This is a genomic window from Allocatelliglobosispora scoriae (assembly GCF_014204945.1).
GTDB lineage: Bacteria > Actinomycetota > Actinomycetes > Mycobacteriales > Micromonosporaceae > Allocatelliglobosispora > Allocatelliglobosispora scoriae.
The window spans coordinates 3178491-3192235 of sequence record NZ_JACHMN010000002.1; the positions used below are offsets into that span (position 1 = coordinate 3178491).

A 13745-nucleotide genomic window follows, 5' to 3' on the forward strand; every position below is an offset into this window, starting at 1 on the left:
CTCAAACAAGGTGCGAGGGGCTTATTTCCGAGTTCTTGCGCGATCATGCTCGCTGGCAGCGCTGACCGTGCCGCTCAGCACCGGATGACACGGGTCAGCTGGTCACGTCCTTGCGGACGAACCGCCACCAGGCCACCGACCAGAAGATCGCCGCATAGCTGATCGCGGCGATCGCGCCCTTGACGATGTCCTCGGTCTGGATCGGCGTGGTGATCAGCCCCAGGTAGGCCTGGGCATAGTGCGTCGGCAGGAAGTTGCGCAGGTCGCCGAGAGCGGTGATCTGGTCGAGGATCGACGACACGATGAAGAGCAGCACCGCACCGCCGACGGCACCGAGCGGCGCATCCGTCAGCGTCGAGAGCATGAACGCCAGCCCGGCGACGACGAGCAGCCCGAGCCCGACATAACCGGCGATCGCCAGCAGCCGCAGCAGCCCCTCTACCGCCGGGATGTCCGGCGCGATCGACGACCGCAGCGGCTCCCAGCCATAGCGCAGCGTGCCCACGAGCAGCGCCGTCCCGATGAGCGTGAGCAGGGCGAGCAGGGAGTAGCCCAGCGCCACGATCAGCTTGCTCGCGAGCAGCCGGGCCCGCGGCACGGGTGCCGCCAGCAGGTAGCGCAGGCTTCCCCAGCTCGCCTCGCTCGCCACGGTGTCGCCGTGGAAGAGCGCCACGACCACGACCAGCAGGAACGACGACGAGACGAAGAGGGTGAAGAGCGCGAAGTTGAGCCCGCCCGCGGTCGCCACGTCGACGAGCGCGGAGAACTGACCCCGGCCGTTGCCGCCGCCGCCGTCATCGTCGCCGCCGAGCTCGAACGAGGCCAGCAAGATCAAGGGCAGCAGAACCATGAAACCCAGAGCCATCTGGGTACGCCGACGGCGCCACTGCCGCCGCCACTCCGCACCGACGGAGAGGGTCCGCCGGGCGTTGTATCCCGCCGCCGACCCGTCCACCGTCTCGACTGTCGAGGTGCTCATCACCGGTCACCGCTTCCTGCCGTCGAGTCGCCCACGAGGGCGAGGAACGCATCCTCCAGGCGACGCCGTGGCGCCACCCGGTCCACTCCGACACCGGCATTGACCAGCGCCGCGACCGCTTCCGACCGGGGGATGTGGTCGAGCTGCACGACCAGGGTCCGCTCCGACTCGACCGCGTAGGGCACGTGCAGCTTGTCGAGCGCCCGCTGGGCGAGATCGAGGTCGGAGACCTCGAAGACCGTGGTCGGGGTGTCGCCGACGATCTCGTCGACCTTGCCCGAGGCGACGACCTGACCCCGGTGCACCACGACGACGTGGCTGCAGGTCTGCTCCACCTCGGCGAGGAGGTGGCTGGAGACGAGCACCGCGCGGCCGTCGGTGGCGTAGCGGCCGAGGACCCGGCGCATCTCGGCGATCTGTGGCGGGTCGAGCCCGTCGGTCGGCTCGTCGAGCACGAGCAGCTCCGGCAGGCCGAGCATCGCCTGCGCGATGGCGAGGCGCTGTTTCATGCCGTGGCTGTATGTCTTGACCCGGCGATGGATCGAGTCGCCGAGCCCGGCGATCGCGACCGCCTCGTCGAAGTGCGCGTCCTCCCAGGCCCGGCCGGTGGCCCGCCAGTACGCCTTCAGGTTCTGCTCGCCGTTGAGGTGCGGCAGGAAACCGGGGCCCTCGACGAGCGAACCGATCCGGGACAGCACCGGCGAGCCCGGCGTCAGCTTGTGCCCGAAGACCGAGATCTCGCCGGAGGTGGGCCGGGTCAGACCCATCAGCACCCGCAGCGAGGTGGTCTTGCCGGCGCCGTTGGGCCCGAGCAGGCCGACGACCTGGCCGCGTTCGACGGTGAAGCTGACATCGGCGACGGCGACGAACCCGTTGCCGTACTCCTTGCGGAGGTTGCGGACCTGGAGCGGGGTGCCGGCGAGATCCGGATCGACGGAGACGTCGGTCTTGCGGCCGCGCATCCGGGCGATCAGGATCGCGGCGACGAGGCCGATCGCGAGCAGCGCCAGCAGCCCGACGAGGATCCAGCGCCACAGCACGTCGGCGGTCTGGATCGGCTCACCGGCGACGGTCGGCAGCGTGATGTCGCCGGTCGCCTCCACGCGGTAGACGACGGGCTCGGGCGGACCGGCGTACCCCTGGTCGGAAGTGGCGAGCACGACGGCCAGGTGGTGGCCGCTCTCGATCTCCCGGACGATGGCCGGGAGGGTGACCTTGACCGGTGTGGCCGTGTCGATCGTCTTCGGGAGGCCGGTGAGCCGGATCGGCGAGACGAGGCTGTTGATGAGGGCCGGCTGGCCGTCGGGCCCCACGTCGTAGAGCTTGACGAAGAGGACGGCGTCGCCCGTCGGCGAGGCGGCCCGGACCGAGACGGTCGGCGAGCCGACGACGGTCATCGTCTTGGCCAGCTCGGCCGAGAGGAAGGACGCGTTCTGGCCGGGCACCTCGACGGAGACCCCGTTGAGCAGCGTGGAGGCGAGACCGGCACCGGGCAGGGCGGAGATCGCCGCGGGCGTGCCGTCGGGCGGGTTCGCCACGTCCTGCGCGATGGACCGGCCGAGCGGCAGCGCGGTGCTGGACTGACCGCCGGTGCCCGGGTAGTCGGTGACGGAGAACCCGGCGCTCATCAGCCCCCGGTCGACGGCGTCGAGCCCGTTGATCCTGGAGTAGGTGAAGCTCGTCGCCGGGGTCTCGCCCTCCTTGCGCACGTAGTGGTCGAGCCACTGAATCGTGAGGAAGTTGACCCGGTCCTGGTCGGACTTGGTGCCGAGGCCGCCGTCGTGGCCGCCGGTGAACCAGGCGACCCGGACCGGCGTGCCGTTGCGCGAGATCCCGCGGGCGTTGGCGTCGGCCTCGCTCAGCGGGAAGAGCGTGTCGGCCTCGCCCTGCACCAGCAGGGTCGGTGCCTTGATCTTGTCGATCACCGACTGCGGGCTCGACCTGCGCAGCAGCGCGACGGCGTCCGCGTCGGCCCGGCCGGTCGACGCGATCCGGAGGTACGCCGCGCAGATGTCCGCGGCGAACCGCCCGCACTGCGCGTCATAGCGGGGACCCGGGGAGCCGATGTCGGAGCGACCGCTGGAGTTGCCGAAGAAGACACCGGCCCAGGCCTTCTTGAAGACACCCTGCTCGGGACCGGCGCCGGTCGACTCGGGCAGGAAGGAGTTGGCGAGGTCGTTCCAGGTGATCATCGGAACGATCGCGTCGACCCTCGGATCGGCCGCGGAGAGCATCAGCGCGAGCGCGCCGCCGTAGGACCCGCCGACGACGCCGACCTTCGGGTCACCGGCGGCGTCGGTCTGGATCTCGGGACGCGCGGCGAGCCAGTCGAGCAGCTTCTGCGCGTCGCGCACCTCGTAGTCGGGCGCGTCGAGGTGGATCTCGCCGGTGCTCTTGCCGAAGCCGCGGGCGGTCCAGATGAGCACCGCGTAACCCTGGTCGGCGAAGTCGGCGGCCTGGTCCTCGACGCTGGTCTTGGTCCCACCGAAGCCGTGCGCGAGCAGCACGGCGGGCACCCTGCTGCCCGCGGAGGCACCCGTGGGCAGGAAGAGCGTGGTGTCCAGGGTGATCGACTCGCTGTCGCCGGGCCCGCTGCGCACGGTCACCATCGACTCGTCGGTCGTGTAGGTCGCCGCCGACGGCGTGACCAACCAGGTGATCCCCACGAGAAGGAGAAGAATCGCGGCGCCGCCCACGAGGGCGCGGCGCCGGGTGAGCCATCGTCGCCCGAGCATGACGCCAACCGTATGCACCGGATGTTTCCTCCTGCATCAGGGGAGCCCCTGATCCTTCTGTGTCGCGCGTGACACACGGGCGGGCTTCGATAGCAAGAAACCCGACAGGACAACTTTTGGCCTATCCATCACCTGGTGCAGCAGACTATGCCGATGATGGTGACGCGGGACTTTGCCAGGTCGCGGGAGCACTCTGCGGCGGCGCACCGGGTGATCCCGGGTGGCGGGCACACCTACGCCAAAGGCGACGACCAATACCCCGAGGGCATGGCCCCCGTCATCGATCGCGGCGACGGCTGCCGCACGTGGGACATCGACGGCAACGAGTTCATCGAGTACGGCATGGGCCTGCGCTCGGTGACGCTCGGGCACAACTTCCGCCCCGTCGTCGAGGCGATCGCCCGCCATCTCGAACTCGGCACCAACTTCGTCCGGCCGCACCGCCTGGAGCGGGCCGCCGCCGAGCGCTTCCTCGACCTGATCCCCTCGGCCGAGATGGTGAAGTTCGGCGTCAACGGCTCCGACGCGACGACGGCCGCGGTCAAGCTGGCCCGGGCCTACACCGGTCGGGACATGGTGGCGATCTGCGCCGACCAGCCCTTCTTCGCCACCGACGACTGGTTCATCGGCACCACCGCGATGGGCGCCGGCATCCCCTCGGCGACCGCGCAGCTCACCACCCGGTTCCGCTACAACGACCTCGCCGACCTGGAAGCGGTGCTCACCGCTCACCCCGGCCAGATCGCGGCGGTCGTGATGGAGGCCGAGACGGTCGAGCCGCCCGCGCCTGGCTACTTCGTCGGCGTCCGCGCACTCTGCGACGCGCACGGCGTGCTGCTGATCCTGGACGAGGTCATCACCGGTTTCCGCTGGCACGCCCGAGGCGCCCAGCACGTCCACGACATCCGGCCGGACCTCTGCACCTTCGGCAAGGGCATGGCCAACGGCTTCCCGCTCTCCGCCCTCGGCGGCCGCCAGGAGATCATGCGGCTCGGCGGCCCCGTCGACGACCGGGACCGGGTCTTCCTGATGTCGCAGACCTACGGCGGGCAGCCCTGGGCGATGGCGGCGATGCTGGCCGTGGTCGACGCGTACGAGAAGGACGGCGTCGCCGACCACCTGCACCGGATCGGCGGACTGCTGCGGTCCGGGCTCACCTCGGTCGTCGCCGATGCCGGCCTCGCCGACCACATCCAGCTCATCGGCCGCGACTGCAACCTCGTCTTCGCCACGCTCGACGCCGACGGGGAGCGCAGCCAGGAGTTCCGCACGCTCTTCCTGCAGGAGCTGCTCATCCGGGGCGTGCTCGCGCCGAGCTTCGTCGTCAGCTTCTCCCACGACGAGGCCGCGATCGAGCAGACGGTCAACGCCGTCGCCGAGGCACTCCCGACTTACCGCAAGGGGCTGGAGAACGGCGCCGCAACGGTCCTGCGCGGCCGACCCGTGCGCCCCGCCATCCGCACCCGGGGTTGATCAGCTGCGCGCGCTCGGGGAGGGGACCGGTGACACGGTCGCCTCGCTGGAGACGATCGGCAGCGGCTTGGGTTCGGCGGTCGTGCTCAGGCCGCACGCGATCAGCGTCAGCGCAGCGAGGGCGAGCACGGCGGGCCGCGCCAGGGAGCTGATGGGCATCGGCCCGAATGAGCTGATGGGCATCGGTCCGGGCCTCCTCGATCCACGCCACTGCGGCAAGGGATCAGTTTGCGTGTTGCTCACCCGGAGTGCCAGATCGGTTATCCGACAACGGATCCCGCTCGATTTGTTATCCGCGTGTGCGGGATCTGCTCTGCCGCAAGCGAAGCAGCCGACCGACGAGCAGCGGCTGCGCCGCGAGCGCTGCGGGATTCTCCAGCAGGACGTTGAGCGCCTGGTAGTAGCGGGTGGCGCTGAGCTGGAACGTGTCCTTGATCGCCTGCTCCTTGGCGCCCGCGTGCCGCCACCACTGCTGCTCGAAGGCGAGCATCTGCAGATCCCGATCGGACAGGACCGGGCCCGGGACGTGCGGCTCGGCCTCCTGCGGGGCCGGGATGTCGCTGTCGACGATGTCGTCGGCCTCCGGCGTGGTCGGCGCCGCCAGAACCTCGTTGACCTGCAACTCTTCGAGATCCTTCGGCATCGTCGCCCTCACCTTCGTCGCACCCGTTCGTACAGCAGTTCCAACAGAGTACGCGGGACCCACGACAATTACCCTGCCACGTTCGGGTCCTTACGGCGAGCCGGGCGAGTGCGACCTGCGCCACTCACCCGGCTCGATATCCGTAGTCGACTTTCAGCAGATCAGGCGACGTCTCGACGGCTCATGTTCCAGTAGGAGAGGCCGACGAGCACGGCGATGATGATGGCCATGACCGTACCGGTGTTGACCCAGGTGAGGGTCAGCGTCTCGGGCTTGCACTCGCCGCTGGAGAAGTTGCAGGACTGGTAGTCCTCGATGATGTACTCCTTGTCCATCCAGGCGATCATGTGCGTCGGCAGCAGATATGCCTCGACCCAGCGCACACCGGCGAGGTTGAGCACGATGCCCACGCCGAACTGGAAGACGACGATCACCGCTGCGGCGACACCGAGAGCCATCGCGGTGTGGCGGCCCAGGGTCGCCAGGGTGAAGCCGATGATCCCGAGAGTCAGGGCCAGCCCCAGCCCGCGCAGGCCCATCAGGCCGAAGGACTGCCAGGTGCCGGAGGTCATCCCGGTCGTGGTGCCGCGAACGGTCGCGACGAACCACAGCGCGGCCGTCCAGACCGCACCGATCGCGAGCGACCAGACCACCGCCCCGCCGATCAGCGAGCCCAGCTTGGCGCTCAGCACCACGCTTCGCTTGGGCCGCCAGAGCAGCAGGTTCATCATGCCGCCGCTGTTCCACTCGGCACCGACGAAGGAGGCGCCGATGACGAAGGTGATCAGGCCCATGATCGCCGCCCAGACCGTGATCATCGCGGGGAACTCGTCCTTGAAGTCGAAGCTCGACGGCATGTACCACTCCGCCTGGAAGTCCTCCTTGCGCGGGCCGCGGCACACCTCCTCGACGGGCATCTTCGAGGTGTCGGGGTTGGCCTTCATCGAGGCCTCGCACTCGGCCTTGCCCCGGCTGTTCCAGTAGCCGATCGAGTCCTCGTACTGGCGGTCGGCCTGGGCCTGGGCAGCGGCGAGCGTCTCCGGACCGGGCTTGGAGTTGGTGAAGAAGACCCCCGCCGCGATGGCGGCGAGGATGACGATCCCGACGAGGATCATGTATTTGGTGAAGCGGCGCTTGAAGAGGCGGCGCCGTTCCGCGCGGACGATGCTCATCGGGAGACCTCACTCAGGGGACTGGGGGCGACGATCGCGGACTGGTCGACCTGGCGGTGCTGGCCGTCGACCGGCGCGGTCTCGGTCAGCTGCAGGAAGACGCTCTCCAGGTCGGCGAGGATCGGGGTCAGCTCGCTGACATAGAGCTGCTGGTCCGCGAGGACCTTCGTCACCCTGGCCGGCTTGTCCACACCGGAGACGAGCAGGTGATCGCCCTGGGCCTGCACACCGGCGCCGGAGGCACGCAGCGCCTCGGCGGCGAGCGTGAGGTCCGTGGGGGCCTCCAGGCGTACCCGGATGAGGCCGCTTGAGTGCGCGGCCAGGACCTCGCTGACGGGCCCGGCGGTGACGCGGCGGCCGCGCGAGATGATCGTGACACTGTCACAGATCAGCTCGACCTCGCCGAGGATGTGGCTGGAGAGCACCACCGTCATGCCCTGCTCGGTGAGGGTCTTCATCAGGTCGCGCATCTCGCGGATGCCGCCCGGGTCGAGACCGTTGGCCGGCTCGTCGAGGATCAGCAGGCGCGGGTTCTTGAGGAGCGCGGAGGCCACGGCGAGCCGCTGCTTCATGCCCAGGGAGTAGGTCTTGACCCGGTCCTTGGCACGGTCGCGGAGACCGACGAGCTCCAGCACCGCGTCGACCTGCGTCTGCGGCACGTTGCCCGCGTCGGCGAGCAGGCTCAGCGTGTCCTGTGCGGTGAAGTGCGGGAAGAACTGCGGGCTCTCCACGATCGCACCGACCTGGGAGGCGACCAGCGGCAACGCGTCCGGGACCTCCTGGCCCAGGATGCGCATGGTCCCACCATTGGGCTTGATCAGGCCGAGCAGCGTACGCAGGGTCGTGGTCTTGCCGGAACCGTTGGGTCCGAGGAAGCCGTGGACCTGTCCGGCCTCGACCTCCATATCGAACCCGTCAAGTGCCTGGCGAGGCCCACGAAGGCGACTGCGGTACGTCTTTCGTAGCCCGGATATCTCGAGTACGGCCGTCATGGGTCGACACCATACCCGGTATGTGGTTGGCCGTCTGCCCCGGTCATCTCCAAGCCCGCAGAACCTCGGCGGCCCGCTTGCCGACCTGGGCCAGCGACTCCGGCCGGCTGGGGTAACCCTCCCAGCCCACGTCCGTGACGACGGAGACCTTGGCGCCCTCGCGGACGAAGAAGATCTGGAAGATCGCGCCGTTCGGCATCGATTCCGCCGACGCCGAATAGAACCGCTGCACCCCGAGCTCTCCCGGCGCCTTCACCGAATAGGCGAAGACATGGCCCTTGCCCACCTTTCGCCTCGCGCACCGGGCGACATCGGCGAGCACGTCATCCACGTACGCCTTCGCCGCCGCCGCGCTGTCGTAGAGCGTCACGACCTGGCGGTACCGGGACGTCTCGGGATTGCCGTTGTCGGGATCGTCGTCGAAGTAGACCTCGATCGCCCGGCGGGCCAGGATCCCGGCGGTCGGCAGCGCGCCCCGGTCGTTGCACGGGTTGGGCAGGAATTCGTGGAAGGGCTCGGCGGGCACCCTGACCAGGCACTGCTCCTCGCCGAAGGTCCCCGCCACGAACGCATCACGGACCAGCACGGACTCCGGGATCAGCCGCGCGTCGTCGGCCGCACACGCCGGAACCACGGGGGCGGTCGGCGGCGCGTCCGGCGGCGGGGTCACGGGGTTCGATGCCACGGGGTTCGATGCACCGGGGTTCGATGGGCCGGGCGAGGCCGCCGGGGTGGCGGCGGAAGCCGATGGCGTCGGCGGCAGAGCGATGGGAGTGCCGCCGTCGCAGGCCGCGGTGCAGGCGATCGCGACGAGCAGGATCAGGTGGGCGCCGGCGAGGCGTCGAACGGGCGTCATCATGCACCGATCACGCGTCACCCGCGTACGGGGTTGCGCCGCACCGTGCCAACGCCCGTCAGGCGACGATGACGTTCAGCCCCGCCTCGCGGAAGCCTGCGACGATCTTGGGATCGGCACCGGAGTCGGTCACGAGCGTCTCGATCCGCTCGACCGGGCAGATCCGGGCGAAGGCGTGCCCGCCGAGCTTGGAGGAGTCGGCGATGATGACGACCCGCTTGGCGCGGGCGACCATCAGCGAGTTCATCGCCGCCTCGCCCTCGTGATGGGCCGCCGCGCCGAGGCTCACGTCGAGCGCGTCCACGCCGAGCAGCGCCACGTCGAGGGTCACCTCGCGCAGGATGCCGCCGCCGAGCGGGCCGACGAGCTCGAAGGACTGCGGCCGGACCACCCCGCCGGTCACGACGATCTTCATCCGGGAGCGGACGAGCAGCTCGTTGGCGATGTTGAGCGCGTTGGTGACGACCGTGAGCTGGGCGCCGTCGGCGGTCGAGGCGAGGTCGGGGCGGACGGCGAGCGCCCGGGCCACCTCGGTCGTGGTCGTGCCGCCGTTGAGGCCGACGACCATGCCGGGCGAGACGATCGCGGCGGCGGCCGTGCCGATGCGCTGCTTCTCCTCGGAGTGCTTGGCAGTCTTGTAGCGCAGCGGCAGGTCGTAGGAGACGCCGCTGGCGACGGCGCCGCCTCGGGTACGCGTGATCATCTGCTGCTGCGCGAGCTGGTCGAAGTCGCGCCGGATGGTGGCCTGGGAGACGTCGAGACGCTCCGCGGCGTCCTCGACGGTGACCCGGCCGGTCTCGGTGAGGAGCTCCAGCAACGCGTTCCACCGCGCATAACGGTCCACGAGAGCTCCGTTCTCACGCCGTAGGGCTCGCCGACGCCCCTGCGGCCTGTCTGCGCGATTGATGACCAATTGGATGCACAATAGTGCGCGTTAGGCCCGTTTGCAAAGCGTAGAGCTGCTCGAAGTGCCCTGACGGCTTGCGGTCAGCGGAATCGCTCACGCACAATGACGCTCGAAACCAGGGCGTAGCGAACCGTTACGCGCACGAAACCGTTTGTGAGGGGCCATGGCCTACGTCGACGAAGAGATCGCCAGCCAACCCGAATGCTGGCTTCGCGCCGCGGCGTACGCCAAGGAGCTGACGGATGCCCTCCCGCAGCCCGGCGAGCGGGTCGCGGTCACCGGCTGCGGCACCTCATGGTTCATGGCGATGGCTTACGCGCAGCTCCGCGAGGCTGCCGGGCAGGGCGAGACCGATGCCTTCGCCGGTTCCGAGTTCCCGGTCGGCCGCACCTATGACCGCGTCATCGCGATCACCCGGTCCGGCACCACCTCGGAGATCCTCGACCTCATCCCGAAGCTGAGCGCCCCCGTGACCGTCATCATCGGCGATCCGGACTCCCCCGTCGTCGCGCTCGCCACCCATGTCATCGCGATGCCCTGGGCCGACGAGAAGTCGGTCGTGCAGACCCGCTTCGCGACCAGCGCGCTCGCCCTGCTGCGGTCCGGGCTCGGCGAGAACCTCTCCGCCGCCTCCGCCGACGCCGAGGCGGCAGTACGCTGCCCGCTCCCGCTGGACCCCGCCAAGATCGAGCAGATCACCTTCCTCGGCCGGGGCTGGACCGTCGGGCTCGCCCACGAGGCGGCCCTGAAGTGCCGCGAGGCGGCGACCTTCTGGACCGAGGCCTACCCGGCGATGGACTTCCGGCACGGCCCGATCGCGATCGCCGCCCCCGGTCGAGCCGTCTGGGCCTTCGGCGACCTGCCCGCCGGGCTCGCCGACGACGTGGAGGCGACCGGCGCGAGCTTCGTGCACAGCCGATACAACTGCGAGGGCCACCCCGCACTCGACCCGATGGCCGACCTGATCATGGCCCAGCGCTTCGCCGTCGCGCTCGCCCTGCACCGCGGCCTCGACCCGGACGCACCGCGCAACCTCACCCGCTCTGTCATCCTGCCCGCCGCGAAGGGCATGCTGGACCGGTGAGCACACAGGTAGTCATCGCCGTGGACGTGGGCGGCACCGGGATCAAGTCTGCCCTGGTCACGCGCGATCACGAGGTCGTGCACACCGAGCGGCACGCGACCGGGGCGGAGCGCGGCGCGGATGCGGTCGCCGAGACGATCCTCGCCGTGGCGACCGGCCTCGCCGAGAAGGCCCGCGCCGACGGACTCGTGCCGACGGCGGCCGGCATCGCCGTCCCCGGCGTCATCGACGAGCATGCCGGGGTGGTGCGGTACGCCGCCAACCTCGACATGCACGACTACCCGCTGCGCGAACTCGCCGAGGCCGCCCTCGGGCTGCCCGTCCGGCTCGGCCACGACGTGCGGGCCGGCGGTCTCGCCGAGGCGACCCTCGGCGCCGGGCGAGGCCTGGACCACGTGCTCTTCATGCCGATCGGCACAGGCATCGCCGCCGCCCACATCGTCAGCGGCCGGGTCCTCGCGGGCGCGCACGGTGCGGCCGGCGAGATCGGCCACATCGTCGTCCGTCCCGGCGGTCCGCGCTGCTCCTGCGGGCAGATCGGCTGCCTGGAGGCGGTCGCGTCGGCGTCGGCGGTCGGACGCCGTTACAGCGCGCTGGCCGGAACGACCCGCAACGCCCGCGAGGTCGCGGAGCTGGCCCAGGCCGGTGACCCGATCGCGGCCCAGGTCTGGGCGGAGACGGTCGACGCGCTCGCCGACGGACTCCTCACCGGCCAGGCGCTCTTCGACTCGGAGCTGATCGTCGTCGGCGGCGGGCTCGCCGAGGCCGGTGAGCAGCTGCTCGCGCCGCTGCGGGAGGCCCTGCGCGGCAAGCTGACCTTTCACCGGGAGCCCGGCATCGTCAAGGCGCTCCTCGGCGACGAGGCCGGCTGCCTCGGCGCGGCGTTGCTGGCGCTGACCCTCGTCGAGGTCGACCACCCGACCGACACCCCCAAGCCCGTCAAGAAGGCGGCGACCCGAGCCCGGAAGAAGGCGGCGGCATGACCAAGCTGAGCGGGCGGATCGTCACACCGGAGGGCATCGTCTCCGGATCCCTGCGCATCGACGGCGGGCGGATCGCCGCGATCGAGCCGGGACCGGTCGAGACCGAGCAGTGGATCCTGCCGGGCTTCGTCGACATCCACAACCACGGCGGCGGCGGCCACACCTTCACCACCGGCGACGCGGCGGCGGCCCGGCAGGCTGCCGCGTTCCACCTCGGCCACGGCACCACCACGCTGCTGGCGAGCCTCGTCAGCTCGCCCTTCGACCTGATGCGCGACGCGACGGTCGCCTACCGCGAGCTCTTCGCCGAAGGTGTGATCGCCGGCATCCACTTCGAGGGTCCCTACCTCGCGGAGCTGCGGTGCGGCGCGCAGAACCCGGCCTTCCTGCGGGACCCGTCGATCGCCGAGATCGCCGAACTCGTCAAGCTCGGCGAGGGTGCCGTCCGGATGATGACGATCGCGCCCGAGCGGACCGGTGCCGTCGAGGCGATCCGGCTGCTCGTCGCCGAGGGAGTCGTCGCCGCGATCGGGCACACCGACGCGACCTATGACCAGACGCTCGCCGGGATCGATGCCGGTGCGACCGTCGCCACGCACCTCTTCAACGGCATGCGGCCCGTGCACCACCGGGAGCCCGGCCCGATCATCGGGCTCCTCGGCGATCAGCGGGTCGCCTGCGAACTCGTCGCGGACGGCATCCACCTGCACGACGGCACGCTGCTCTTCGCGGCCACCACCGGCGGAGCCGACCGGACCGTCCTCGTCACCGACGCGATGTCGGCGGCCGGGATGTCCGACGGCACCTATGACCTCGGCGGGCAGGCCGTCATCGTCGCCGACCGGGTGGCCCGGCTCGCCCGGGACGGCTCGATCGCGGGCAGCACCCTGACGATGGACGCCGCGCTGCGGCAGGCGGTCGGTGCGGGGATCCCGATCGAGCAGGCCGCGCGGATGGCCGCGACCACTCCGGCCGAGCGCATCGGGCTCGGCGACAGCACCGGGGCGATCGTTCCCGGGCTGCGGGCCGACCTCGTCATCCTCTCCCCCGAGCTGCACGTCACGGGCGTGCGCCGCAACGGAACATGATCCTCACCGTCACGTTGAACCCGGCGATCGACGTCACCTATCGGGTGGCGTCGATCGTGCTCGGCGAGGCGCACCGGGTCAGCGACGTGGACACGCGCGCCGGTGGCAAGGGCGTCAACGTGGCGAACGTTCTGACCCAGCTCGGCGAGCCGGTCACGATGACCGGGCTCGGCGGGACGGGTTTCCCCCTGATGCAGGACTTCTTCCCGATCGGCGGTGCCTGCCGCCGGACGCTCGTCGTCACCGACGGGATCGACGGCACCGGGTTCTGGGAGCCCGGTCCGCAGGTCACGGCCGCCGAGTGGAGCGGGTTCCTCGACCACTACACCGCGCTGCTCACCTGGTCGGAGGCGCGGGTCGTGGTCCTCTCCGGTTCGTTGCCGCCGGGGCTGCCCGAGGTGGCCTACGCCAGGCTGATCGACATCGCGCACGCGCACGGTGCCAGGTCCATCCTGGACACCTCGGGTGCGCCGCTGCGGCTGGGGCTCGTCGCCGAACCCGACCTGATCAAGCCCAACGCCCGGGAGATGGGGGACGTGGTGGGGGCTTCCCGGCGTACCACCATCGTCGCCTCGAAGGGGCCCGACGGCCTGGAGGCGACGACGGCCGACGGGGTTTTCGTCGTGCGGCCGCCGCGGCCGATCGCGGGCAACCCGACCGGTGCGGGCGATGCCTGCGTCGCGGCCCTGGCCAGAGGGCTGCGCGACGGGACCGCCTGGCCCGCGCTGCTCGCCGACGCGGTGGCGCTCTCCGCCGCCGCCGTCGCCGCGCCCGTCGCCGGAACCTTCGACCACGACCTTTACCTGCAAATTCGCACCGAGATCAACCCTTAG

General features: G+C 70.5%; 13 protein-coding genes. 5 read left to right on the forward strand and 8 right to left on the reverse strand.

Annotated features, from left to right (window positions below):
• Window positions 1-94: 94 nt before the first annotated feature.
• Complete coding sequence (locus F4553_RS20080; RefSeq protein ID WP_184838210.1) at window positions 95-979, reverse strand: ABC transporter permease; 885 nt, start codon at window positions 977-979, stop codon at window positions 95-97.
• Window positions 979-3714, reverse strand: a complete 2736-nt coding sequence (locus F4553_RS20085; protein ID WP_184838212.1) for a CocE/NonD family hydrolase — start codon at window positions 3712-3714, stop codon at window positions 979-981. The genes F4553_RS20080 and F4553_RS20085 overlap by 1 nt, the downstream gene beginning before the upstream one ends.
• Before the next feature lie 153 nt (window positions 3715-3867).
• On the opposite strand from F4553_RS20085, the gene F4553_RS20090 reads away from it, so the two are divergent.
• Window positions 3868-5187, forward strand: a complete 1320-nt coding sequence (locus F4553_RS20090; RefSeq protein ID WP_221469950.1) for a glutamate-1-semialdehyde 2,1-aminomutase — start codon at window positions 3868-3870, stop codon at window positions 5185-5187.
• Here F4553_RS20090 and F4553_RS20095 read toward each other — a convergent pair whose 3' ends face one another.
• The 6 genes from F4553_RS20095 to F4553_RS20120 form a co-directional block, all read right to left on the reverse strand.
• Window positions 5188-5370 carry a hypothetical protein gene (locus F4553_RS20095; protein WP_184838214.1) on the reverse strand — a complete coding sequence of 61 codons (183 nt, stop codon included), beginning with the start codon at window positions 5368-5370 and terminating at the stop codon, window positions 5188-5190. It abuts the gene before it with no gap.
• Window positions 5371-5476: 106 nt separating this feature from the next.
• Window positions 5477-5842 carry a DUF3263 domain-containing protein gene (locus tag F4553_RS20100; RefSeq protein WP_376776231.1) on the reverse strand — a complete coding sequence of 122 codons (366 nt, stop codon included), beginning with the start codon at window positions 5840-5842 and terminating at the stop codon, window positions 5477-5479.
• A 149-nt stretch (window positions 5843-5991) separates the two neighbouring features.
• Complete coding sequence (locus F4553_RS20105; protein WP_184838218.1) at window positions 5992-7002, reverse strand: ABC transporter permease subunit; 1011 nt, start codon at window positions 7000-7002, stop codon at window positions 5992-5994.
• Complete coding sequence (locus tag F4553_RS20110) at window positions 6999-7994, reverse strand: ABC transporter ATP-binding protein (RefSeq protein ID WP_184838220.1); 996 nt, start codon at window positions 7992-7994, stop codon at window positions 6999-7001. Before F4553_RS20110 ends, F4553_RS20105 begins: the two co-directional genes overlap by 4 nt.
• A 43-nt stretch (window positions 7995-8037) precedes the next feature.
• Window positions 8038-8850, reverse strand: coding sequence for a hypothetical protein (locus F4553_RS20115; RefSeq protein WP_184838222.1), 813 nt, complete (start codon window positions 8848-8850; stop codon window positions 8038-8040).
• A gap of 58 nt (window positions 8851-8908) precedes the next feature.
• The gene (locus F4553_RS20120; protein ID WP_184838223.1) at window positions 8909-9694 is read right to left on the reverse strand and encodes a DeoR/GlpR family DNA-binding transcription regulator; all 786 of its coding nucleotides are present in this window, start codon (window positions 9692-9694) and stop codon (window positions 8909-8911) included.
• Window positions 9695-9920: 226 nt separating this feature from the next.
• Between F4553_RS20120 and F4553_RS20125 the strand changes: the two genes are divergently transcribed.
• From F4553_RS20125 to F4553_RS20140, 4 genes are read left to right on the forward strand one after another with little or no spacing between them, the layout of a single operon-like run.
• Complete coding sequence (locus F4553_RS20125) at window positions 9921-10841, forward strand: SIS domain-containing protein (protein ID WP_184838225.1); 921 nt, start codon at window positions 9921-9923, stop codon at window positions 10839-10841.
• Window positions 10838-11824, forward strand: a complete 987-nt coding sequence (locus F4553_RS20130) for an ROK family protein (RefSeq protein ID WP_184838227.1) — start codon at window positions 10838-10840, stop codon at window positions 11822-11824. Before F4553_RS20125 ends, F4553_RS20130 begins: the two co-directional genes overlap by 4 nt.
• Window positions 11821-12912 (forward strand): N-acetylglucosamine-6-phosphate deacetylase, encoded by a 1092-nt coding sequence (gene nagA / locus F4553_RS20135; protein WP_184838230.1) that lies wholly within the window; start codon window positions 11821-11823, stop codon window positions 12910-12912. The genes F4553_RS20130 and nagA overlap by 4 nt, the downstream gene beginning before the upstream one ends.
• A complete protein-coding gene (locus tag F4553_RS20140) occupies window positions 12909-13745 on the forward strand; it encodes a 1-phosphofructokinase family hexose kinase (protein WP_184838233.1) in 837 nt (278 codons plus the stop codon). The genes nagA and F4553_RS20140 overlap by 4 nt, the downstream gene beginning before the upstream one ends.

What these genes read in the sequence shown, in the direction of transcription:
- F4553_RS20105 (WP_184838218.1), bottom strand. Translation starts at nt 7,002, where the DNA reads ATGAGCATCGTCCGCGCGGAACGGCGCCGCCTCTTCAAGCGCCGCTTC.
- F4553_RS20085 (WP_184838212.1), bottom strand. Translation starts at nt 3,714, where the DNA reads ATGCTCGGGCGACGATGGCTCACCCGGCGCCGCGCCCTCGTGGGCGGC.
- F4553_RS20095 (WP_184838214.1), bottom strand. Translation starts at nt 5,370, where the DNA reads ATGCCCATCAGCTCATTCGGGCCGATGCCCATCAGCTCCCTGGCGCGG.
- nagA (WP_184838230.1), top strand. Translation starts at nt 11,821, where the DNA reads ATGACCAAGCTGAGCGGGCGGATCGTCACACCGGAGGGCATCGTCTCC.
- F4553_RS20090 (WP_221469950.1), top strand. Translation starts at nt 3,868, where the DNA reads ATGATGGTGACGCGGGACTTTGCCAGGTCGCGGGAGCACTCTGCGGCG.
- F4553_RS20115 (WP_184838222.1), bottom strand. Translation starts at nt 8,850, where the DNA reads ATGACGCCCGTTCGACGCCTCGCCGGCGCCCACCTGATCCTGCTCGTC.
- F4553_RS20140 (WP_184838233.1), top strand. Translation starts at nt 12,909, where the DNA reads ATGATCCTCACCGTCACGTTGAACCCGGCGATCGACGTCACCTATCGG.
- F4553_RS20080 (WP_184838210.1), bottom strand. Translation starts at nt 979, where the DNA reads ATGAGCACCTCGACAGTCGAGACGGTGGACGGGTCGGCGGCGGGATAC.
- F4553_RS20125 (WP_184838225.1), top strand. Translation starts at nt 9,921, where the DNA reads ATGGCCTACGTCGACGAAGAGATCGCCAGCCAACCCGAATGCTGGCTT.
- F4553_RS20110 (WP_184838220.1), bottom strand. Translation starts at nt 7,994, where the DNA reads ATGACGGCCGTACTCGAGATATCCGGGCTACGAAAGACGTACCGCAGT.